The organism is Metallosphaera sp. D4-4 (assembly GCF_046245145.1).
Classification (GTDB): domain Archaea; phylum Thermoproteota; class Thermoprotei_A; order Sulfolobales; family Sulfolobaceae; genus Metallosphaera; species Metallosphaera sedula.
Window position 1 is genome coordinate 313148 of sequence record NZ_CP176412.1, and the last position, 22113, is coordinate 335260.

General features: G+C 46.1%; 22 protein-coding genes, 1 tRNA gene and 1 pseudogene. 4 read left to right on the forward strand and 20 right to left on the reverse strand.

The genetic code is table 11. The features are described from left to right. Positions 1-180: 180 nt before the first annotated feature. The 13 genes from ACI49J_RS01885 to ACI49J_RS01945 form a co-directional block, all read right to left on the reverse strand. Positions 181-2448, reverse strand: a complete 2268-nt coding sequence (locus ACI49J_RS01885) for a hypothetical protein (protein WP_012021832.1) — start codon at positions 2446-2448, stop codon at positions 181-183. Positions 2449-2613: 165 nt separating this feature from the next. Beyond that, positions 2614-3639, reverse strand: a complete 1026-nt coding sequence (locus ACI49J_RS01890) for an inositol-3-phosphate synthase (protein WP_012021831.1) — start codon at positions 3637-3639, stop codon at positions 2614-2616. Beyond that, on the reverse strand, positions 3636-5027 hold the full coding sequence (gene nuoN, locus ACI49J_RS01895) for an NADH-quinone oxidoreductase subunit NuoN (RefSeq protein ID WP_012021830.1): 1392 nt from the start codon (positions 5025-5027) through the stop codon (positions 3636-3638). The genes ACI49J_RS01890 and nuoN overlap by 4 nt, the downstream gene beginning before the upstream one ends. Continuing rightward, positions 5027-8485 (reverse strand): proton-conducting transporter membrane subunit, encoded by a 3459-nt coding sequence (locus ACI49J_RS01900; protein ID WP_012021829.1) that lies wholly within the window; start codon positions 8483-8485, stop codon positions 5027-5029. Before ACI49J_RS01900 ends, nuoN begins: the two co-directional genes overlap by 1 nt. Then, positions 8486-8776, reverse strand: a complete 291-nt coding sequence (gene nuoK, locus ACI49J_RS01905; protein WP_012021828.1) for an NADH-quinone oxidoreductase subunit NuoK — start codon at positions 8774-8776, stop codon at positions 8486-8488. A gap of 1 nt (position 8777) precedes the next feature. After that, positions 8778-9278, reverse strand: coding sequence for an NADH-quinone oxidoreductase subunit J (locus ACI49J_RS01910; RefSeq protein ID WP_012021827.1), 501 nt, complete (start codon positions 9276-9278; stop codon positions 8778-8780). Then, positions 9259-9768, reverse strand: coding sequence for an NADH-quinone oxidoreductase subunit NuoI (nuoI, locus tag ACI49J_RS01915; RefSeq protein ID WP_012021826.1), 510 nt, complete (start codon positions 9766-9768; stop codon positions 9259-9261). The genes ACI49J_RS01910 and nuoI overlap by 20 nt, the downstream gene beginning before the upstream one ends. Continuing rightward, positions 9756-10814, reverse strand: coding sequence for an NADH-quinone oxidoreductase subunit NuoH (nuoH, locus tag ACI49J_RS01920; protein WP_012021825.1), 1059 nt, complete (start codon positions 10812-10814; stop codon positions 9756-9758). The genes nuoI and nuoH overlap by 13 nt, the downstream gene beginning before the upstream one ends. After that, positions 10814-12031 carry an NADH-quinone oxidoreductase subunit D gene (locus tag ACI49J_RS01925; protein ID WP_012021824.1) on the reverse strand — a complete coding sequence of 406 codons (1218 nt, stop codon included), beginning with the start codon at positions 12029-12031 and terminating at the stop codon, positions 10814-10816. The genes nuoH and ACI49J_RS01925 overlap by 1 nt, the downstream gene beginning before the upstream one ends. Beyond that, on the reverse strand, positions 12015-12497 hold the full coding sequence (locus tag ACI49J_RS01930; protein ID WP_012021823.1) for an NADH-quinone oxidoreductase subunit C: 483 nt from the start codon (positions 12495-12497) through the stop codon (positions 12015-12017). Before ACI49J_RS01930 ends, ACI49J_RS01925 begins: the two co-directional genes overlap by 17 nt. Beyond that, positions 12494-12883 (reverse strand): NADH-quinone oxidoreductase subunit A, encoded by a 390-nt coding sequence (gene ndhC / locus ACI49J_RS01935; RefSeq protein WP_012021822.1) that lies wholly within the window; start codon positions 12881-12883, stop codon positions 12494-12496. The genes ACI49J_RS01930 and ndhC overlap by 4 nt, the downstream gene beginning before the upstream one ends. Positions 12884-12981: 98 nt before the next feature. Next, complete coding sequence (gene thyX / locus ACI49J_RS01940; RefSeq protein ID WP_012021821.1) at positions 12982-13746, reverse strand: FAD-dependent thymidylate synthase; 765 nt, start codon at positions 13744-13746, stop codon at positions 12982-12984. An 88-nt stretch (positions 13747-13834) separates the two neighbouring features. Next, the gene (locus tag ACI49J_RS01945; protein ID WP_048060163.1) at positions 13835-14170 is read right to left on the reverse strand and encodes a DUF2175 domain-containing protein; all 336 of its coding nucleotides are present in this window, start codon (positions 14168-14170) and stop codon (positions 13835-13837) included. Between the two features lie 44 nt (positions 14171-14214). Here ACI49J_RS01945 and ACI49J_RS01950 point away from each other — a divergent pair, with 44 nt between their 5' ends. After that, entirely contained in the window at positions 14215-15351 is a 1137-nt protein-coding gene (locus ACI49J_RS01950) for a hypothetical protein (RefSeq protein WP_048806945.1), read from the forward strand. On the opposite strand, the gene ACI49J_RS01955 is transcribed toward ACI49J_RS01950, so the two are convergent. From ACI49J_RS01955 to ACI49J_RS01965, 3 genes are read right to left on the reverse strand one after another with little or no spacing between them, the layout of a single operon-like run. Beyond that, positions 15348-16031 carry a DUF364 domain-containing protein gene (locus ACI49J_RS01955; RefSeq protein ID WP_012021818.1) on the reverse strand — a complete coding sequence of 228 codons (684 nt, stop codon included), beginning with the start codon at positions 16029-16031 and terminating at the stop codon, positions 15348-15350. The genes ACI49J_RS01950 and ACI49J_RS01955 overlap by 4 nt on opposite strands. Then, a complete protein-coding gene (locus tag ACI49J_RS01960) occupies positions 16028-17101 on the reverse strand; it encodes a sugar phosphate nucleotidyltransferase (RefSeq protein ID WP_012021817.1) in 1074 nt (357 codons plus the stop codon). Before ACI49J_RS01960 ends, ACI49J_RS01955 begins: the two co-directional genes overlap by 4 nt. Before the next feature lie 38 nt (positions 17102-17139). Further along, positions 17140-17772, reverse strand: coding sequence for a superoxide dismutase (locus ACI49J_RS01965; protein ID WP_012021816.1), 633 nt, complete (start codon positions 17770-17772; stop codon positions 17140-17142). A 309-nt stretch (positions 17773-18081) separates the two neighbouring features. Between ACI49J_RS01965 and ACI49J_RS01970 the strand changes: the two genes are divergently transcribed. From ACI49J_RS01970 to ACI49J_RS01980, 3 genes are all read left to right on the forward strand, one after another. Next, positions 18082-19950 carry a hypothetical protein gene (locus tag ACI49J_RS01970; protein WP_012021815.1) on the forward strand — a complete coding sequence of 623 codons (1869 nt, stop codon included), beginning with the start codon at positions 18082-18084 and terminating at the stop codon, positions 19948-19950. Positions 19951-20040: 90 nt separating this feature from the next. Then, positions 20041-20268 (forward strand): hypothetical protein, encoded by a 228-nt coding sequence (locus ACI49J_RS01975; RefSeq protein ID WP_012021814.1) that lies wholly within the window; start codon positions 20041-20043, stop codon positions 20266-20268. A gap of 487 nt (positions 20269-20755) precedes the next feature. Beyond that, positions 20756-21046 (forward strand): hypothetical protein, encoded by a 291-nt coding sequence (locus ACI49J_RS01980; protein ID WP_048060161.1) that lies wholly within the window; start codon positions 20756-20758, stop codon positions 21044-21046. Positions 21047-21123: 77 nt separating this feature from the next. Here the strand turns inward: ACI49J_RS01980 and ACI49J_RS01985 are convergent, their stop codons facing one another. From ACI49J_RS01985 to ACI49J_RS02000, 4 genes and pseudogenes are all read right to left on the reverse strand, one after another. Continuing rightward, positions 21124-21456, reverse strand: coding sequence for a hypothetical protein (locus ACI49J_RS01985; RefSeq protein ID WP_048060160.1), 333 nt, complete (start codon positions 21454-21456; stop codon positions 21124-21126). Positions 21457-21479: 23 nt separating this feature from the next. Continuing rightward, the gene (locus ACI49J_RS01990) at positions 21480-21857 is read right to left on the reverse strand and encodes a hypothetical protein (protein WP_048060159.1); all 378 of its coding nucleotides are present in this window, start codon (positions 21855-21857) and stop codon (positions 21480-21482) included. Positions 21858-21866: 9 nt separating this feature from the next. Further along, positions 21867-21911: pseudogene (locus ACI49J_RS01995) on the reverse strand (hypothetical protein); the annotation flags it as partial. 75 nt (positions 21912-21986) lie between these two features. Then, a tRNA-Gly gene (locus ACI49J_RS02000) sits at positions 21987-22064 on the reverse strand. Positions 22065-22113: the final 49 nt, after the last annotated feature.

A 22113-nucleotide genomic window follows, 5' to 3' on the forward strand; every position in this document is an offset into this window, starting at 1 on the left:
CAAATTATTTAAGAATGTAGTGTATCAGAGATAAGATTATTCATTTCAACGCGATGAACTATGACACAAAATAAAATAATCATGTAAATATACGGAAAAATACAATATAAAAATGCCTTTACATTATTTGTCTATGTCTAGCGGGAATAGTCTGGCCTACGTGACGAACTTATAGCTAAGTTACATCAACTCTGGCAAAGTCAACACCCAAGGCACTGGCTTTACGAAGGACAGATTAACAACCGTTCCATTGCCAACCAGCAATGGATCATGGAATATGTAGCCATAGGTTCCGTTCTTGGTAACTCCCCAGGTCCACATTTGAGCTTCCATGCTTGGAGTGGTAATGATTGTTATGAAGGGCTTCGATGCTGTATACGAGAACGTAACATTACCGTTCACAGCATATGCGAATACTAGAGAAGGTACTTGTCCGGGCGCAGGTGAAGTAACGTTCTGAGGATCGTAGAACACCACTGAGAAGTTGTAGTTGTCAAGCTGTCCCACGGGAGTACTTATTGTGGTACCGGGTTGCACCACGGTGATAATATTCCCTGCCACTATTACGCCTCCCTGCTGAGAGTTAATTACCTCAGTGTAAGCGTTTATTGGTGTTAGGCCATATGCCGTCGATACTCTCACACTGGACTGGGATGCAACAGGTCCTTGAGGCGTCTTTCCAGCCTCAAATATCCATATCACGGGCTTGAAGAACTGCGTGTTCACCATTACTCCGTTTCCGTAAATCCAGTGGTCTGCAAACTTGTAAGACCCGCCAACGTACGTGGTTCCGTTGAAAGTACCGCCGAACCAAGTCCAACTCGTCCAGGTGTTGGGTGCATAAACCACAGTTATTGCCGCATCAGGTCCCTTTGTGCTATTCACAAGGGAGTAGGCTGGAGATATGTGCCCGTTAATTGCGAAGGCGAAGGCATAAGTTGGGGTCAAGTTAGTGTAATCTGGTGCTGGAGGCAGAACTGCCTGAGTGCTCAGGAGAATTAACGAGAAGTTATAGATGCTCGCCATGCTCCCATTAGGAAGTAGTGCATAAGTTCCTGGCTTAACTATGGTCATCACAGGTCCTACCTTGAGAATTGCTCCTTGCGTAGCGTTTACTGTAACTGTCTGCTCTCCAATCACGTTAAACGTGGGAGTATTGAGGTTATAATACACGGTGTCACTCATTGAGGGCACTTGGGTCACGGACCAGGTCTGTTTTACTATCTGCCACTCTCCGGCTGTTGAATTGTACATGAGGTAGGACACCATGTTCACGTGGATGTCGTATATCCCTGGGAACCCTGGCTGTCCCTGGTTCACGAAGAGCATGAATGGAGTATCGTTGGCTATGACCTCTGCCATTCCTGGGTTAGTAGCGTTTAGTACCACGTGCACCTGCAGTGGGATGGCTGTGCCATTGGGCAAGAGGTTCTGGGAGTACTCCATAACGAAGATAGAGTAGCTATCCCACGTGTTAAAGAAGTTCTCTATGGAGGAGAGGCCAGAATAGGTGCCGTTCTTGAGACCTGGAGGCAACTGCCCAGTTATGGTGAGGGTAGCACTAGGTGAGAAGTATTGTCCCGTAACTTGACCTGGGAACTCAGCTCCCAAACCGTTAATCTCGGATAAGACCTCGGAGAGAGCTGTCCACTGTGCTAACGCGTGCTGAGAGGGATAGCCTGCTATCACGGTAGAGGGAGGCACCTCGTTTCCAACCCAGGTCATCTTGGTGATTAGAGGAGTACCTTGTATGTACTGGACTGTAAGGGTAATGGAAGCATTGAATACCTGCAGGTAGATTGGGTCGTTGGTGGGTGCAACGAAGTACTGTATCACGGTGCTGACCTGATAGGTGTTATTGTTCATTGCGGTGATGGTGGGAAGAGCTGTAGTGTAGAAGTAAACAGTCTCGTAGTTACTAAAGAATGAGCCTAACCAAGTGAGATTGAAGGAACTATAAGTGTAGGTTCCTGGGAAGGGTGCTCCCATCACGTTTGCAGTGAAATTCGTAGCAAGGTATGGAGTTACATCTGCAAAACTCTCAATGGCTATTCCATCCCAGAACTTGAATGCAGTGTTTAGGGCTGCCCCCTCCTTGTATGATGCGCCTCCAGTGCTCACTTTAGACAATAGTTGCTGGTACATCTGTTTGAGCATGGTGTAATTGCTCTCGGCCTGATTAAACATAGAGAGGTACATCATGTAGAGGTTATCATACTTAGAGGCATTTTGCTCTGCAGCAGTTAGCTGAGTCTTGTAAGTCTGTAGGGATGAGTTAAGGGAAGCTATCTGAGAGGAGAGTGTGGATATAGTTTTATTCTGCTCACTAACAGTGCTTTGAAGAGATGTTAGAGACCCTGAAGCCGTTGAGTACTCATAAAAACCGACTACTGACGCAACGAGAAGAACTATTATAGCTACGGAAAATCCTACAATTTTACCATCCATCTTACATCTAACTGCACGTCTTGAAAAGGCTTAAAAAGGATTTACCCAAATCTTTTTTTTCTTATCTTGAACGTCGTGAAAGAAAAAGCTCTTGTCTCTCTAGAGCGTAGAGGCGAGATCAGACCTCACACGGAAACCATCACATATCAGGCCGGGGTTCACTCATCACTTCAGGGCTTGAATGAAATTGATGAGACTAGCCCTAGTATCTCCACCTACTTTTCCGTGGTACCCCTTAAAGTAATGGGAGCATATCTGAGGAGGAGATCCACCTATACCCCTATCCTTCAACAGCTTTGCGAGCCTAATCAGGTCGAGGAGAGGTGCCACAGCGTTAGGCCCATCCAAGCTCTTCATGGAAACGTCAATCCTTACCTTAGCACCTAGGGCATATTCTCCCTCTATCACCATGTAACTTACCCTTCTATCCCCTAGAAATTCTACGTAGTCGGAAGTTCCAGCAACCACTTCAACTCCATCTTGCTGGCTGGAGATGTATGATGACTTTATCCTCTTCTTGAGTTCCTTTCTGGAATCCTCTAGGGTCACGAGAGTCTCAGTGGTTCCTGAGATATCAATCTGATAGGACCTAGTTACCTTTACCCCCCTCTCGGTAAGGAAGTTGATTATACCTGCGTGAAGAGCAGTTCCACCTATCTGGCTTATGAGGTCGTCACCTAGGAGAGGTAAACCAGCGGATTTGAACTTCTCCTCAAACCTCTCCACTAGAGGAGCAGGCGAGGCATTAACTAGGGAAGAGCCTGCCTCCAGCGAGTTAACTGCGTAGTACTCGCTCGCCCTCTCAACCCCCGTGGGAAGAAGGTTAACAACCACGTCTACCTTGTTCTCCCTGAGAACGGATTTAACGTCCACTGGCCTCTCCTTGGACTCCTCAATCACCTTACCCAGTATTCCCTCAGTCCCGTCCAGGGTAGGTCCCCTAAGCACGACAACGTCAGACCTCACATCCACGTACTTTTCCACGACGTTAGGTTTCTCAAAGATAGCCTGGGACAGCTTCTTACCCACTTTTCTCGCATCAATGTCAAAGGCAGTAACAATATCAATTTCCTCTGGCCTATACTCTAGGTCAAGTATTCCTGGCACGCGTCCTCCTTGCTTAACGTATTCCACGCCCTGAACAAGGGAGGAAGCAACGTTTCCTACGCCCACTATGCCAACTCTTATCAACCGAACACCACCAACACCAGGGGAGCCAATATTCCCACTACAATACTCAGAACTGCAGCAATTATAACACTGTCCCTCTCGCCCGATTTCACAACCTTCACAGATCCTTCCCTGAACATCTCCCTAATGACAGGTATATAGTAACCTGCGGAAGCTGCGCTGTTGATCACGGCGATGACCACTAGCCATGGGAGAGAGTAGGCGGACTCGAACAGGAAGAGTTTCCCCCAGAAGCCAAGGATTGGTGGGATTCCAAGTAAACTCAAGAGAAGTATAGAGGAGGAAGCAGCCAATGCCCTATCTCCCTTGGCTAACCCCCTAAGTCCCTCTAAGTTGGTGGTACCAGTGAGCTTCTCAAGGTGACCAAGGAAGTTGAACAAACCTGCCTGCGCAATTACATATGCAAGTATTTGGGTAAATATTCCAGCCTCAGCCAACGCCGTGTTGACCTGGATCACGGCGAAACCAATGAGAATGAACCCAACCTGGGCAATACTACTGAAGGACAGAATTGAGGCTACGTCGCTCCTAGAGTACGCTACAATGTTACCCACGATCATACTAAGGATTGAGATGGTTACAAATAACGCGATCACAGCTATTTCCTCCTCATAGCTCGGGTCACCTAACGTGAGTATCCTGAGAAGTGGAACTATGCCCACGAGTTTCCCTACACTGGACACGAAGGAGATCGAGCCCCTATCAGCCATGGTATAAACGTCGGGTAACCAGCCCTGGAAGGGGAAGGCTCCGATCTTGAATAGGAATGACATTGAAAGAAGTGCTATGCCCAGAACTAGGAGGTCTGGGTAACTCAACGAGGAATAGGCGAGTGACAATGTTCCCGTTGCCACAACATAAGCTGCGAAACCTAGTATCATGAATGAGGAGGAAACTAGTCCTAGGATCAGGTATTTTATTCCTGCATCCACGGACTTCCTGTCCTTTCTCAACATAGTTATGGCGTAAGTTGCAGCCGAGGAGATTGCCCATCCCGTAAGTATTATGAGTACGTCATAGGCGAAGGACATGTAGATTACGCCAAGGTCAGTAAGCATCATGAGGGATAACATGGAAGATCTAGTTTTCCAGTCCCTCATATGCCCTCCTAACCCTGCTAGGGCTATTAGCGTGCCGACCAGGGTCACGATGGAAAGAAGATAGCCAGGAACGTCTAGGTATAGGGATCCTGTGAATATTGAGTAGCCATACAACTTTAGAACTAGGGATATGCCAAGGATAGCCAATGATACAAGGAGAGTCCCAGCAGTGAGACCCACGGAAGCTTGATATCCCCTGTCATCCTTGTCCATGAAGAGCACAGTTAGGGAGGAGAAAAGGATAAGGATAGAGGGGATTACAACAGGAAGGTAAAGAAGTAGGTTCATTAGATCACCCCGAACACAAGTAGGACTATGACCATCAAGAGGATCAACCCACCCACGTAAAGTCCGACGTAATCCCTGAGTAACCCAGTCTGAATGTCCTTGAAGTACTTGTTGCCAGCAGATATCAGGACTGACGGAAGCTTCACATTAAGTCCCATGTCGATTGTTCCATACTCGAGGGCCCTATATGTGGCCAATGCACCCCTGTACAACGAGACGCCCAACCTATCTAGGGCAGGGTAGATGTACCATCCATAGTAGAGGAAGTTAATGAGAGGCCTTAATCCCGCATATCTGGCAAAGTCCCTAGGTGAAAGATACAACGCGACCGCGATGACTATACCGACAAGGGAAAGTCCCAACTCTACAAAATCGAAGCCAAATCCTACCGCGAAGAAGTGAGATGCCATAAACCCTGATAGGAGGGAGATTGAAGCACCCAAGCCAATAGACGCCAGCACTAGGATAGTGGGAGATATAAGCATCTCTGGGTAAACATGTCCCTTCTCCTCTTCGTGGGTCTCTCCCTTCCACAGGAAGGTTTTCATCACGTACCTTACAATATATATTGCTCCCAGAAACTCCAGGAAGAGATAGAACGTGTTTAGCGGAGCGCTTGCCGAGGTTAGGGTTGAGATATAGGAGTGAGCCCAGAAACCCACTAGAGGAGGCACGTTAGCGAGGTTGAGGGCAGCTATTAGCTGAAGAATAAAGACCCACTTTAATTCCCTGTATAGTCCTGATACCGTGCCCATGTATCTCGATTCCGTGTAATGGATCACGCTACCAGCGTTCATGAACAGGCTTGCCTTGTAGATACCATGAGCTATCATCTGGATTAACCCAATTGCTATCCCAGAGAACAGGAGAATGAGGTTACCATCCAGGATGGCTAGCACACCTCCCATGGAGGACGCGAAAATCATGAGTGATATCTGATCCGCAGTTGAGTTGGCTAGAACTACTTTCTGCTCGTTTGACACCAGGGCATTGAGGCTGGTGTAAAGGGCTGTGAACAGGGAAATCCCTGCCATTACCGAGAAGAAAGTGAGAAGAGTTCCCACGTCTTGACTGTTAGCTTGGAACGCAAGGTAAGGATAGGTAAGGAATGTGAACATCGCCCCTAGATTGACCATGGTGGCCGCGTGGATTAAGGCACTAACAGGCGTTGGACCTGTCATGGCTGTCACCAACCATTGAGTGAAGGGGAACTGGGCGCTCTTTGAGAGGCCTCCCAGGAAAAGTAGAATCAGCATAGTCAACCCGAAGGGGAGGGTCGCCATCTCACCGAGTACCTGGAAAACACCTGGCAGGGATCCAACTTGCGTAAAGAGCATGGTGGATCCAGTGAGCGTGGAGGTCGAGGTTAAATACACCAGATACCCAAGGCCAAGTAGGAGGCCCACATCGCCTACCCTCGTGAATATCATTGCCCTGATTCCAGAGGTTGTAGGCTTCGAAAGGAACTCCATGTTGAACACAAACCTACCCTTATCACCTACCACGTTCTTCTCGTTGTCATCAAGCCAGTAACTAATTAGACCGTAGGACGCAAGACTAGTACCCTCCCAACCGGCCATGAAGAGGAGAATATTATTGGAAAGAACCACAGCGAGCATGGAGCTCACGAAGAATCCGAAGAACCCCCAATATCTCCTTAACACGTTATCCTCTCTCATGTATCCGACACTGTAAATACCAATGAAGAACGACAGAGTAGACACGAAAACTGCCAGTATTGACTGAAGGAGTGAGGAGCTAAAGGAAAGGTAACCAAACATGGTGTAAAATTGTGATGGAACGAAGAAGGTCCTATTAACCAGCAAGGTGGACCCAAGGTTTAACCAGGCTAGGATCATGCTAATACCTAACATGATGTTAACAATCCATCCCCTCACATCTCTGCTTAACTTGGACGTGGTGATAAGGGCTAGAAGCGAACCCAAAGCTGGAAGGAAAACTATTAGCGGTAGGTAGATGTCCTGTCCTGACACGGACTGGATAAAGTTAACTAGGGACTCCACACTGACTTGAGGGAAGAAGAAGAGGACAACGCTAAGCCCCGCCAAGATGAGCATGGGTACGCTATACTCCGCTATCTTGTCCAGCGAAACTGGATTTTGGGGTTTCCCAGCGTAGACCTTCTTAAAGAGATAGGTGGCGTAAGCTGAGGAGAGCCCAATTGCAATGAACAACGCCACCACGACTACCAAGAACCAGGATATACCCACCTTCTGCACCAGTTCTCCAGTCGCAAACAGGAGAAGGACTTCGCTGATAAGCCCTACAGTAGGAGGAAGACCAAGTATGTTCAGTAGTCCCAGGAATGAAAGAGTAGTATGAAGGGGAGAGGTCTGGTACAGTCCTCCCAACTTCTCTATATCCCTCTCGTGGGCCTCAGTTATGTTAGCCCCAGCGCTCATGAAGAGGAGAGCCTTTCCGAAGCCGTGGGATACGTAAATCAACGCTGAGGCAATTATCCCAAGTGGGAGCGAAACTAAGGTCAGGGGTAACCCCATCAGGAACGCAACTCCCGCCCCCAGCATCATGTAACCCATTTGCGAGACGCTTGAGTACGCCAGGAACCTCTTGAAGTCCCTTTGAGCCAACGCATTAATTCCACCGTAAATCATGGTGAGTAAGGCCCAACCCACGAAGATTGGGGCAAGGAACGACATCCCGGGGAACATGTAGAAGTAAAGGATAACCACGAAGACGCCAAGTCCCACCATGTTGGGACTAAGTAACACGGAAATGGGAGTTGGAGCCTCGCCGTGGGCATATGGTAACCACACGTTAACTCCAGCCTGAGCTCCCTTCACCATCATTCCTATAACCGCAAGGAGGAAGATGGCAACGGCGTACCCCACGGTAGAGTAATCGTGAAACACGTTCAACGCGGAGTAAACGTCCATGCTACCGGTCTCTAGGCCTATCACTATCACCGACGCGAGCAAAAGCACCGTACCCACGTGGGTCCAAATGAAGTAAAGCAGGCTTATTCTCCTCCTGTCTCCATATCCGTAGAGCATGATGAGGAGGAAGGACGTCACGAGGGCTATCTCCAGGAAAATGTAAATTTCTAAGAGGTTAGTGGACAACACAGTGTAGAGCATTGAGACGGAGAACAGAGAGTAGAGCCCGAAGAAAAGACCCCAGTTTCCTGAACCAAGTTCGTGGAATCTTTCCTCCATATACCTCAAGGAGTAGGGTATGGTGAGCAGGGTTACCGCAAGTATGGTAATCACGAAGGGGAAGTTCAGATCCGTCACCGTCAATCCAAAGGAGCCAATGGTCTTGGCCACGAAGAAGTTCTCAAATAGTCCCCTCCTGAACAGGAAATAGCCGTTGAGCGCTATCGCTATTCCCGTGAGAGTTGTAGAGGACTTCTTGTCCTTGATGAAAAACACGAGGGAGGAGAGCACGAGTGAAGCTACCAAGAGGTAAATACCTAGCATTTAATCCACCTCCAACGAACCCTTTTGCCTATAATACAGGATAATGGAAGCGAAAGCTACCACGACCTCTGTGAGGGCCATACCTATGGCAAACACGGAAAAAATGAGAGGTGTATATGACTTCCCAGCTAGGGAAGACATGGAAAAGATTAGAAGAATTGAGGCGTTAAGGATGATCTCGGAGGACAGAAGAACCCTTATCACGTTCTTGCTGTTCAGAAGTCCGTATATCCCGATTGCCACCAGAAGACTAGCCACAACTAGAGCCGTATCCACAACAATGGGATTCATGTTAATCCCTCCTTGCTAGGGAAAGCGCCTCAATCATTGTTGTGAGCAAAGCTATCACGAGTACCACTGCAGGGAACCAATACTGCGACACTATTTTCTCACCTACCACTGCTAGATTGAGGGGTTGTATCTGAACTGGAGTGATGGAGCTGGTGGAGAGAACTAGAACGGCGAAGAAAGCTACAGCCGATAGGAGGGCCATTGCAGGAGCCCAAGGAGTTCTAATTTCCTTGACCTCTAGCCCCCTGAACATTACCAGAGAGATCGAGAGGAACACCACGGTTGCCCCAACGTAAAGGAGGAGGTGAAAAGCCGAGTAAAGGGAGTAGGCCTCAGGGTCCAGATCTGCTATCAACACGGCCACAGATATCCCCAGAAAGGCTAGGGACACCGCGGAATAGAACACGTTCTTTGAGTTCACGATGAAGAGAGCTGTAGCCAGGGCGAAGATGGAGAAAAGGAAGAATATCCCTATCTGAAAGTCACTCTGTGTCAGGTACATACTTTATCCCCTTGTCCTCATCTATTACCGCCTTTACTTTCCTCACCACAGGTCGCAGGGGAGGTTGATCGAAGTCTTGGTCAAATCTCTCTGGATTGAATATCAGCTCCCTTCTGTTAGAGAAGGCAGCATCATGTACCCCTGTCTCCTTAAGTGCGTCCACGGGACAAATGTCCACGCAGAAGGCACAGAAAACGCACCTACCGTAGTTGATTGTGGGGAATTTCTTCCCCTGGTCCGTGACCATCTTCATGGCATCCGCGGGACACACCATGGCACACAGGGTACAGCCAATGCACACGTCCTTGTACAGCCTTATCATTCCCCTGTAACCTGTGGGAAGGGACATTGACTCGTCCGGGTACTTCAGGGTTATCCGCTGGGGCTTAACGAAATACTTTATCCCAGCCCCAACGGCCTGAAGATGCCCGGAGACCACGTTAAATGGAGACTCTCCCTTTTTGTATTCCTTTATTTTTACTGAATCCATAGGTAACCCACCACTAAACCTAGAAATAGGGAGGCTATGGCCAAGGGGAATATATATTTCCAGCTTCCCCTAAGGGCCTGATCCAATCTATACCTCCCGTAGACTGACCTGAGGAACACCGAGAAAAACACGAGAATTGAAGCCTTAATAACCGTGAGAAGGGCTCCTGGGAATCCTGAAAGCGGGTACCAGCCCCATAGGAACATGTCAGTAAACACCAGGGCGTACACAAAGTTCCCCACGTAGGAGCCTGCCATGGTTAACACAAAGAGGAGACCGCTGTACTCCGTCGCTGGTCCAAGAACGAGCTCAGTATCGGCCTCAGCTATATCAAAGGGGAACCTCGCACTACCGATTATCATTGCAATGAAGAAGGTCACTGCTGCAAGAGGATTGGCAAGAATTCCGGGTACCCCCGTCTGAACTATCTTCACTAGATCCAGCGTATGATACTCCAGGGCCATGGATATGGTGGACATGAGCAAAAGCACGTCATAGGACACGGAAAGGTAGGATTCTCTGACTGCCCCAACTATGGCAAACCTATTGTTGGTACTCCAGGCCATTAGGATGATCATCGCTGGATAAATGGACTCTATTGCCAGGATTAATAGCATGTTATACTGGGTAAATAGACCCACCAAAACTCCTAACCCCACGTTGGGATCGTAGAAGTCGTGGAAATAGATCGAGAAGATTGAACCAGAAGGTGGGATCACTGACACTGGTATCACTGCAAGGGGGAGAAAGGACATGGCCACAACGAGCACTGGCGTCAGCGCGAACAGGGTTGGGTTAACTCCCTCGGGCACTATAACCTCTGAGAACACGAATTTCAGAGCATCAGCGACCAACTGAAGGTACCCTCCCAGTCTCTTGGAAGCGTAATAGGGACCAATCCTCATTTGAACCCTCGCAGCAGCCTTTCTCTCAAACCAGATAGTTGTAAGGAGGAGTATAGCAGTGAAAATTAACCCTGGAAGAATTATTGGAGCGAAAAATGATGGGTAGAGAATATAATATCTGATATCGAATAGAATATTCATTATCTATCAGCCTCCGGTGGGAAATAGTCTAGGCTACCGTAAATCGAGACCAGATCCGCGTATCTAGCCCCTTTCAGGAGATTCTTCATCACGTATATTGACCTGTATGACGGAGTTATCATCCTCAACCTATAGGGTTTAGCTGAGCCGTCGCTCACCACGTAATACACGAGTTCGCCTCTCCCTGCCTCAACCCTTGAAATCGCCTCACCCTTAGGCGGCCTGAAGGAGGCGTAATAACCTGGCATAACGATCCTCTTTTGTCCTTCCCACCACTTTTTCAACCTGGTGGGCGGAATTTGCTTGAAGAACCTATCGCTCAGGATTTGTCCTTCAGGAATATCCTTTATCACCTGCTCCAGTATTCTCAGGCTCTGTTCAATTTCCTCAAACCTGACCAGGGTCCTTGCGTAACCATCTCCTTCCTTATAAACCGGTATTTCAAAGTCTAGCTTGGAATAAGCGCCATAGGGCTCGGCCTTTCTAGCGTCGTAGTAAACCCCAGAGCCTCTGAGGTTTGGTCCAGCAGCTCCCCACTCAATAGCCTGTTCCCGTGTCATAACACCAACGTCCTGTAACCTTGCCTTAATGTTGGGGTTATTTAGGAAAATCCTCTCCCAATCCTTCATCTTCTTACGTTGGTATGCAATGGCCTTCTTGGTCATCTCTATGACGGCTGGGGTCAGATCCCTTCTGACTCCCCCTGGAAGGATGTAGGAGTTAGTTATCCTTGCACCCGTCAGCGCCTCAAGAATCTGAACCCAAACTTCCCTATCGCCGAACCCCCACATGAAACCTGTGGAATGCCCAATGAAGATGGCCAGGATACCCATGCCGTACAGGTGACTTGCTATCCTGCTTATCTCTGCGGCAAAGCTCCTCAGGTATTGTGCCCTCTCCGGAACGTCAACGTTAAGTATCTTCTCGACCGCGAGGATGTATCCAAGGTTCATATTAACTGAATCAAGGATTGCAGGCCTTTCCACGAGCGGGATCAAATGAATGTAGTTCCTGTTCTCTCCCAGTTTCTCAACAGCCCTGTGCACGTACCCAGGGTCAATTTCCGCGTCCTCTATAATATCTCCATTGAGCTTAACGAAAATTCTCATGTGCCCTGATCCTGGATGTTGAGGCCCCACATTGAGTTCTCCAGTGACGGGGACTATGTCCAGCTCCATCCCGCCACTTTTCATTAAATCATCAACTTGACTTGTCAACGAACAACCCCTCCGTCTTAACCTTGAAACTCTTTCTCAGGGGGTAAACCCCTTCGAAGTCCTCAGGTAGGAATAACCTCCTCATGTCTGGATTTCCCTCGAAGGTTATCCCCAACATTTCGTAGGTTTCCCTTTCCCCGGTCCACACACTTCCCCAAACAGAGAGAAGGCTCGGGACCACCGGTTCCTTGTATGAGGTCCAAGTCTTGAGCGCAATGATCACCTTGGAAAGTTGAAGGTCAAAGGAGGAAACGTGGTAAACCACCTGGAACTTGGCTTGATCGGGGTAATCAATACCGGTCACTGCCTTGACGTGGTCGAAGCCAAGCTCCTTTAAGACTTTCGCAGTTTCCACGAGTTTCGACTTATCTACCTCAATGGAACCCCTTGTGTCGCCCTCAACCTTCAGGGGTATTTTCCGCTCCTGAAGGAGCTTCACCACTAGGTCTATGGGTTTCTCGCTCACCTTCTCAACCCCCAATAAGTAATCATGTTGATCTGCCTTATGGCATAGTAAAGGACTGGATACATTAAAACTAGGAAGGATCCCACAACTATCAAGAGGTTCCTAAATAGGGTGAAGTTATTGTAGAATGGAACCGCTGCGGCCACAAAGAGTAAAACTACTATGGGCTCGAGCGTCGTGTACACGAGAAGGTAACCATAATACTGAAGAGGAAACCACAGCCTACCTTCTCCCGTGGGAATATTACCTGCCTCGAACCTGGCAGTCTTCAAAGGATTCGGGTTTCTAGGCATAACTAGCTCTAGGAGTTTATACGTACCATATGCCCCCAAAAGAACTAAGATGAAGGGCAAACCGAAGGATAACACTGCCTGAGTGTAGGTCATGCAGTGTTAGATAGACTAGAAGGAGTATAAAATATTTGCTTTTGACAATCGAACTATGCTTATATATTTTAAAAAACTAGAATTGTGCAGATGTAGGTTTACTTTATTTTTTCTAGAATCATGCGAGAGTTTCTTATACACTTCCAGACTCCGTTTCTCGGGACTCCCTCGATGCATCTCGATGAGACCAGCTCCTTCTCCTGGTCAAGGGTAACGGGATCGTCCTCAGGCCTCACGAAGTTTTCGTGAAGAATGCAATTGGGCCCTGCGAACTTAAAGAGCAGGGGGTGGACCTTCTTCACCTCGTCCAGCATGAGCCAGGCCACTGCCCTAATCTCCCACTGTGCCCTAGTACATAACCTGAGTCCAAAGAAGTTGTAGAGCTCCCTTGCGTTCATCGTAACCACTAGGTTAGTGTTGACGCCGTTTGGTAGGACATACCTAGCGTCTTCCTCAGGTACCCCCGACTCTAGGACACGAAGGTACTCCTGGTATACCTTTTCGAATGCCTCGGGTGACTTGAAGCTAGGTGGTACAACGGGCCTATAGAATTCGTCCTTTGGCTTAGCGAAACGATGCGACATCTGGGTGTAGGATGCTATCCTATGCCTCACAAATTGGTGTGAGGCTACCCTAGATATGCCCTCTATGGAGAAAGTGTAGACCGAGTGCTCCAGAACTGACCAGTATCCGTGGATGATTGAATCACGAATCCACGTTTCAATCTCCTCTTGAGACATGTCCTCGTGGTGCTCCCAGCCGTGTCTCGACCTGCTCATTTTAGCTGCTATCGCAACAACTTTCTCTCCCTGTGGGTTGTACGCCACCAACCTTACTTTAAATGGAAGGGCCCTACTTATCATTTGACCTATTATCTATCTAGAAAAGAAATAGATATTATTCCCTGATACCAGGTACTACCTTTAAAGAATCCATTTAGATATGACTTTCTCACTCAGTCACTCCGCTAAACTTCTCCACAACCCTAGTGAGTAGTGCTGAATTCTTCTCTGCATCCTTCTCTGCCTGCTCTAATACCTTCTTTATCTCCTCTTCCTTTACCACGTTAATCTTCTGCTTGTAAATCGTGATATCCCTTAGCTCGTCCTCAAGCATGTCAAGAACTATCTCCAGTTGAGCTGGCTCTATCTTAGCTGTCTTCGAGGCCTTATCCCTGAAACAGGTGTAGTGAACGACTGCTTTCTTGCTCGTGAAGGTAAAAAGCTCATCCCAGTATATCTTGTTTTTACAGATATCGCACGTCCACTTGGTTTCCGGTCTGCTCATCTGCATAGATACATTTTAAATTAAAATAAAAGTTACGGTAGGTCATGGTGTTAAACGATAGGTTACTTTCGGACGCTAAGTTCTACGGTAAGTTGATTGGCGTTCTTCTGGACAAGGAGGACACAATTTCAGGGAAGATTAAGGGAACGGCACTGGAGAGAAGGGTCATGATACTCAAGGTTGATCCAGAGGAGTACCCAGACTATCTCATAAGGATAACGCGAGGCGTTATACCCTGTCTATCGGTGCTTACGCCCAACATTGAACTGGTAGGGATAATTGAGTCCAATAACGTGGATTACATGATGACTTCCCTAAAGGACATGCTTAACTCCTTCGAAACCAAGAAAATTCGCCCCGTCAAGATACCCGAGTACACACCTGAGCCATTGGAGCCCTCCGAGGCCTCAATCTTCGATACTGTGAACAAGGTAATAGATCAACAGAAAGCTGACTTCAGGGTAATAGAGATGATAAAGACTATCTCCAGGGTCGAGAAAAGATATTCCACGATCGAGAAATTCCTGTCACCAATGGACGAGGTTGCATCCTATCTTCTAGGAGGCGGAGATCTAAAGGGAGAGTTCGCCATTTATGAGGCAGTGAAAACGATTAAGGGAGAGCCCTCAAAATTAGAGGAGTACGTGAAGGATGGAAAGGTTTTCAGGAGTTCCAAAAAGGAGAATTGGGGACTCCTGATAGATGAGGCTATTGTGGGATATGCGTTCCTAATGAGTTACCTTAGGGAAGGGAAGGATGAGTACCTGGAACAGGCAATCAAGATTAGAGATTACGTGAAACGGGAGCTTGAGACCGAAAAGGGATTCAGGGATACCGTTCCTAAGGATCCTTTGACCTCAATAACATATCTGGAGCCACTTGCCAACGCTGAGATTGCGATCTTCCTCTCTGCCCTTTGGCAAGCCACAGGAGATGAGGAAACCAGAAAGATGGCGATCAAGGCATTGGGGATAGCCAGTGTCAGGAGTGACTTTCTTGGGGTAAGCGCAAGAATTGCCCACTCCCTTCTCAGGCTTAACCATGGAATCCTAACCTCAATACCTGGAAACTATGAGGACGTGAGGGTCATGTTGAACAAGGGAGTGAACTGCAGGTTCAAGCAAGGGGACAAATGCGCAGAAAAACTAGAGGAATTTAGTGGTCTTGGCCTAGAGGACTAGAGAGTTACGTGAACTCTTTCCAGGAATCTCGCTAGCTGCCTCGCGTTTCCACCTTCGCAGATTGTCCTGAAGGCTCTGTTCCTGTCCACCGGTACGAGCTTTCCAACTGCCTCAAACCCATACTTCTTGAGAGTTCCCAACGCCATCACTGACGAGGCCCCGTTCATAATAAGGTGGTCTGCCTTAACGTTCTTGATGATCTTCTCGATGTTGTTCAGAACTAATGACGAGCCGAAGATCACTGCTGTGGTACATACCTCACCCCTAAACTCAGAGAAGGGTCTACTTCCGGGAACCGGTTGGGGAGAGAAATCATACGAGACTACCTCGGTGAATCCCTCAACCTTAACCTGGGGAGAATAGCCAAACATGCACAGTTTTCCTCCTTGAAATAGCTGAAGTGGGTCTCCGCTTCTAAGATCAGCAGGACTTAACGCATTCATGACCGCGGTGGAGATGCTCCTCCTCATGGGAGAGTCAAAATTATTTGCGACGTCATAGGCGCTCTTTCCCTGTAACTCCCCTGCCTCTTCCACTTCTCCGTCGGTCAAGGTAATTGAGATGCCCATGCTCTGATCATCAAGGAGAACTCCGGTGTAGGAGGGACCTACGCATAGGTTTACTACCCTCCTCCTCTTGAGCTCGTATGAGAGTTCCTCCAACATTTCGGATAATATCATAGAATTATCTTGCCCTCCTTGTAAACTGGATCTGAGACTTCCTTATATGGTAAGATTATTGTTCCCCTATTTAGAAGTACTCCATCTCCCGTAACTACTTCCTCTCCTAGGATAGTCCTCTCCCTGATGTGGTTCCATTTCCCTATCTTACTATTGTCTCCCACGATAACGTTCTTCAGAAATGAGTTCTCTCCTACCACAACCCTATCCATGAGTAGACTCTCCCCTACGTATGATCCATTGCCCACTACTGAACCTTTTCCTAGTATTGCGTTAGAGTCCAAGTATACCTCTCCCACCTTTGCATCCTCCATTATAAAATAGGGAGGAGTTAACTCGGCTTTCTCGCTCACCTTAGCCTTATCCGAGATAAAGCCACGGGGATATTTCCTCCTCAGGAGATCAAAGTTTAACTTGAGATAATCCGCCGGTATCCCGATGTCTGCCCAAACTCCCTGATACCTATAAACTGAGACGCAACTCTGTTGTAAGACTTTGGGAAGGAAATGCCTTGCGATCGACTTTCCGTTTATTATCGAGAAAAGCTTCTTGTCAAAGACGTAAACTCCTGCATTAATCTGTTTGGAAAGGGGGTTCGAAGGTTTCTCCACGATCTGGATTAGCCTATCCCCCTCCGTGTAGAGGACCCCGTACCTCTGGGGGTCCTCCACCTCAGCTGACATGATAGTTGCACCGCACTCATTACTCCTGTGAAGCGAGAGGATCTCCTTGAAGTCCACCTCCATGTACACGTCACCGTAGATCACTAGAACCTCGTCGTCTAAGGTATATTTTTCAGAGATGTATTTCAGGGGTCCTAAGTCGCCAAGTGGTTCCTCCTCCACAACAAAGGTGACCTTCTTCCCTCCCCTCTCCACATGTTTAATGATGTTATCAGCCATTACCCTTAAGGAGATATATACGTCCTTGATGTCGGCCCTTTCTAGTGCATCGAGCGTATAATCAATTATAGGCTTCCCGAGAACTGGAAAGAGGGACTTTGGCTTTGTCAAACTCAAAGGCCTTAACCTAGTGGCCCATCCTCCAGCTAGAATAATAGCAGAAACCATGATATTGTTGATAGATGAAAGAAAATAAATGAATCGATTTACTTGAGATATTTCTGCAACTTCTTCTCAGCGTAATCCCAGTTTACCACGTTCCACCAGTTAGTTACGTAGTCTGCCCTCTTGTTCTTGTATTGCAGGTAGTAGGCATGTTCGAACTCGTCTAGGATCAGGAGGATCGGAAGTTCTGCAATGTGGTTCATGAAGTGGTTCTCAAAGGTCATGATCTCAAGGTTACCGTTCTCAGTGTCGTAGTAAAGGACAGTCCAACCTGTGCCTGGTAACGAGTTCGCAGTCTCAGTGAAAACTTGCTTGAACCTGTCATAGCTCCCGTACTGCTTCACAATGAGATCAGCGAGGGCACCGCCTGGCTGTCCGCCTCCCTTACCAGCGGGGGCCATGTTGTCCCAATACAAGGCGTGAAGCTTATGACCATTTATGTTGAATACTATTCCTCTCATTAGACCCTGAACGTCGTATTGCCCGCTCTGTAGCTCTCCCTTTATAACCTTGTTGAACCTTTCCATGAATGTGTTGGCTCCCGTCACATATCCCTTGTGATGGCCGTTATAGTGAACGTCGATTATATCCTTACTTATGTATGGTTCCAGTGCATCTACCTTATAGGGTAGTGGAGGCAATTCGAATTTTTTGAAAGATATGGAAGAACTCATAGCAATACTTACTTGCTAATCACTTTTATTTTTTCCTTTTATGGGTTCTTAGGTTTAATCAGTGAATTTAATAAAAATCGTATCACGCTCTCAATTTTTGGGAACATGTTCTACCTGAAGGTTAGGAATTGATCATTATACCTGTCACTAGAATAGGAGGATTCCCCATGCAGACCATCTAATTAACGCCGAATCCCCATCCATACAACCCCAGAGATAATATTGTCCCTTTTTATCCCTTCATGTAGGTGATCTTTACACACATAATAAATTTATATCAATAATGTATTAGCAAAGAGAGAAGGTCTTATGCTTAGAATTCTAGGGCTCAGCACTGTAACTTTTAATGATATAGTTGAAAGAATAGGCATAACAATTCTAAATACCTTCGTCTTCTACCTTATTTCCAACGCACTGAACCTTCATTCTTTCTTCTATTTTGAGGAGGGAGTCGTCATCATCTTATCTGCGCTTTTACCTTACATTCTCGCCCCTGCCATAACTCTACTATACGTGGTAAGTTACAATTTCAGTGGGATGATTCTTGGTCAGACCAACACAATAACTCCCACGACGATAGAGACGTTTGGGATTATGTTGATCCTGCTATTCGTTATACCGATTATAGTTGAGGTAAAGTTCACCTCCCTTCAGGGCTTTTTAACCTCAGAGTCGCTTTTGGGGGTTTTCATCTCTCCTTTCCTTGTGGCCACTGGTATATCAGAAAAAGGTAGAGATCCCAAAAGTAACGTGCTCTCTGCCATACCTGTACTATATTCTCTAGTATTGAAGGCTGTAGAGAATTATACTGGCATACTATCGGAGCCAGTGTCTCTCGTTTATCCAATAGTTGGTTTCATTCTCCTTATTGTAGCTTCCATACTCTTTACGAGGGGAAGCATACTAAGTGTTCTAGGAATTATCCCTCTCTATCCAGGGATAGCACTTGCCCTTGGGTATGGATTTCTCTCGATCAATACTATAATAGCTTCACTTTTAGGCCTACTTGTGAATGCTCTTCCTGCCACTCTGAACCACCTAATGTCTTCATCCCAGGCTAAGAGTATACTTCAGAAGGAGAAAAATGAGGTAATTTCACAGGTAGAACAGAAGATCATGTTGATTAACAACATTAAGGGTGGGTCAGCCAATCTGCCAGTTGAGCTAATTACAGTACTCAGCGAAATGGAGTCCCAACTCAAGGCTGAAATGGCCAAGATGAACTCCTGCTCTACTTCGGAATGTATAGCCGAGGCATATAGAAACTTTCTGGAAGTATCAAACAACGTAGATAAGTCTCTCAATGACGCGATCTTTAAGATAGTTATAGATTACAATAATGTCGTAACCGGAATAAGGAAACTTGGAGTTAACGCAGAGGAGATTCAGATACCGCCCTCTCTAAGGCTCACAGAGCAGGATGTAAACACTGTCATCAGGATACTGAACACAATAGACAGGAACGTGTATCTAACCACGAGTAGAATAAACCAGATAGTAGAAGGCTTAGAGAAAACCCTGGGAGGAAAATACACGAGGCTGTTGGTTACCGACTTCAAGTCATTGGAAAAGGTCTCTGAAGTTGTTGGCAATGAGACGATGAGACGGAGTGCGGAAGAATGCTTAGCCATGCAGGCGGATGCAGTAAGGGAATTGAAGATGAACCCATTTAGTGACGAAAAGATCGCTCTCTCACGTAAACTTAACCAGGTCATAATTGAGACGTTCTCCATGGACAAGCTAAGTCAGATTGTAAGCCTCTCTAACGAGAACGTCAACTTACTGAAAAAGTACTTCGAGTATCTTTCCTCTAGGAAGGATGAGTTGAGAAAAATCGGACTTCCCGAGTCTAAGGAGTACGCAAAGGTAATTGAGGACTTAACTTTCACAGTGAATGGAAACCTTCCCACATGTGAGATAGTAAGGAGAGTGTACTCTTTCATTAGCGTAATAAATGATATAGATGAGATAGTAGCGGATTTCCAGTCAGTCTCAGCTCTCTTCCAACTACTTGAGGGACTTAGGGATGTGATAGTAGCCAAGGTAACAGAGGAAGGCTGTATCAGCCTAGACGAAGTAGGTATTGATGCCAAGTATGGAAGATTTGTGGTGAGTTGGCTTAAGGGAATAGGGATAACCGCAATATTAAAAGAAAACAGTGTATGCGGAGAACGGTAACTATTTTCTTTTTATAAAGTTTCATTTAATTATGAGAGCTTGTTAACGATTTTTATCAACATTTAAAAAGGACTCTAAGATAAGTTTCCTATGCCACAGACGTTCTCGTTAGATTTAAGGGGAAAATCATGCGACGAATTCATGGTTGAAATATCCAAGGTATTAGTTGCAATGAAACCAGGAGATGTACTTTCGCTAGTCGCTGATCAGGACAGGATACTTTGCACACATCAACTTCTCAAGAATGCTCCTAGGTATCTATTTAAGGGGGATGTAGTAGGGGATCACGCCGAGATCACCATTAGAAGAGTAAGGTAATTGTCAACTCTCTTTTCATTGGACTGGGAAAGGGGAAATTTATAAAGAGCCCTTTGACTTGCTCCTGAACTTAGGGAAATACCTTGTTATTGCCTTCACTTTTGGTGATTTACGGAAAGTAAATATCAAACTCAGTATAGCTAATGCGAGAGTTATTTCTGGTAAGAAGAAAATAACGAAGAAAATAATCGTGTGCATCGTTTGAACCCATAGGGGTTCCGGTGGGCCAATGAACGTGGTAGTGTCTGGCCCTATTGTTACATTAATATTTCCAGGTTGGAATGGTACTTTTGTGATGTTATAATAACTCGTGTTAGATACAGTCATCAAGAGAATAGGAAAAAGAAAAGGGAAAAAGTTATTCCTTATAGTGCGGTGAATGATAGACCGGATGATGGCAGATAGAAGTTATAGGAATAGTCGTATTCACCATTATTAGGCCATGCATTCCCAAGCGATACGTGCATCTGATTGTTGTCACCACTAGGTGGGAAAAGGGGAAATTTATAAAGAGCCCCTTGCCTTTCTTAAGAACTTAAACTTACCTCTAAATACTAAGAAGGATATGGCACCTATTACGACTATTCCTATTACGATTTCTGGCAAAAAGGCTATATACCATGGTGGTGGGGGTGGGGATAATAGTACTGTTGAAGAACTATTTGCCGGAATAAACGTCCCAGGCGGCAAGTACACAGGCCCGAAAGGCGTACCATTTATTGGATACATCGTAGTTGTAGTCACTGTTTTATGCCACCTAAAAAAGGATTGCCCTTAAAGAAATAAAAAACGTTTTGGCAATATTCTTTATAAATTAAAAAATGGATTTAAGTCCTGAATATTGGCATGTTTGACCTACTGATAATTGTTTGTAGTTATACCTTCTTGATATCCTACATCTGTTAGCCAATAACCTACTAGAGTTTTACCATAATATATGCTATTTTTATCATATTGAAACGCAGATATAACTAATCCAGTATAATTATAGCCCTCAGTATTTATGAATGGCAGTGCGTCAAATATTGTTGAAAAACTTGTGTAACTACTTGGCGGGTTGGCAGGATAGAATGCCACTACATATGTGTTAGGGTAATCTGTATCGGCATTAGTAATAACAGATGGCACCAGTATTGTTATTGAAAATAATGTTAGAATTGGTATTGATATAGGGGATTTGTACTTCATTGAAGGGGGGAAACTAAGAGATTTTATAAAGAGCCCAAAACGAGGCTGGTCAGGGACAAGACATCATAAACATCTACACCTAATGTTATCAACACGAATGGGAGTAACATAACCCACTTCATGTGGCTTACCCTTAGCTTATCCGCTAATTTAGTAAACCAGTATATCATGACGATTAGTAGGATTTTAAGAGAGATAAGAAGGATCAACAATTGAAAGAAGGATATGCTATCCCCACCGTAATCAAATATGTAATTGATGTACATGTTAAAAACAAGATTATGATCAAAAATATAGATATCGGTATTCCGAAGTTCAGTGGGCCAACCAAACCATGATATGATCACGTCTGCAATATTTCCGACGACTATGATGAGCCACATCAGTCTAAGCCTATCCATGGAGCTCACCTAACTCACGCAGATATTATGTTTTTTACAAATATGGTCTAACGCTGCATTTACCTTGTTAAACTCCTAGGTAATATAATTGAAACTTAATATAATTAAGATTGTATATGGGATCCTGAATGGTGCGACCGCCGGGATTTGAACCCGGGACTTCTGGCTTGGAAGGCCAGCGTCCTAACCAGGCTAGACTACGGCCGCACATGGATTGCTTAAGGCCTTCACACCCTGCTACATAGCAGTGTCAGGC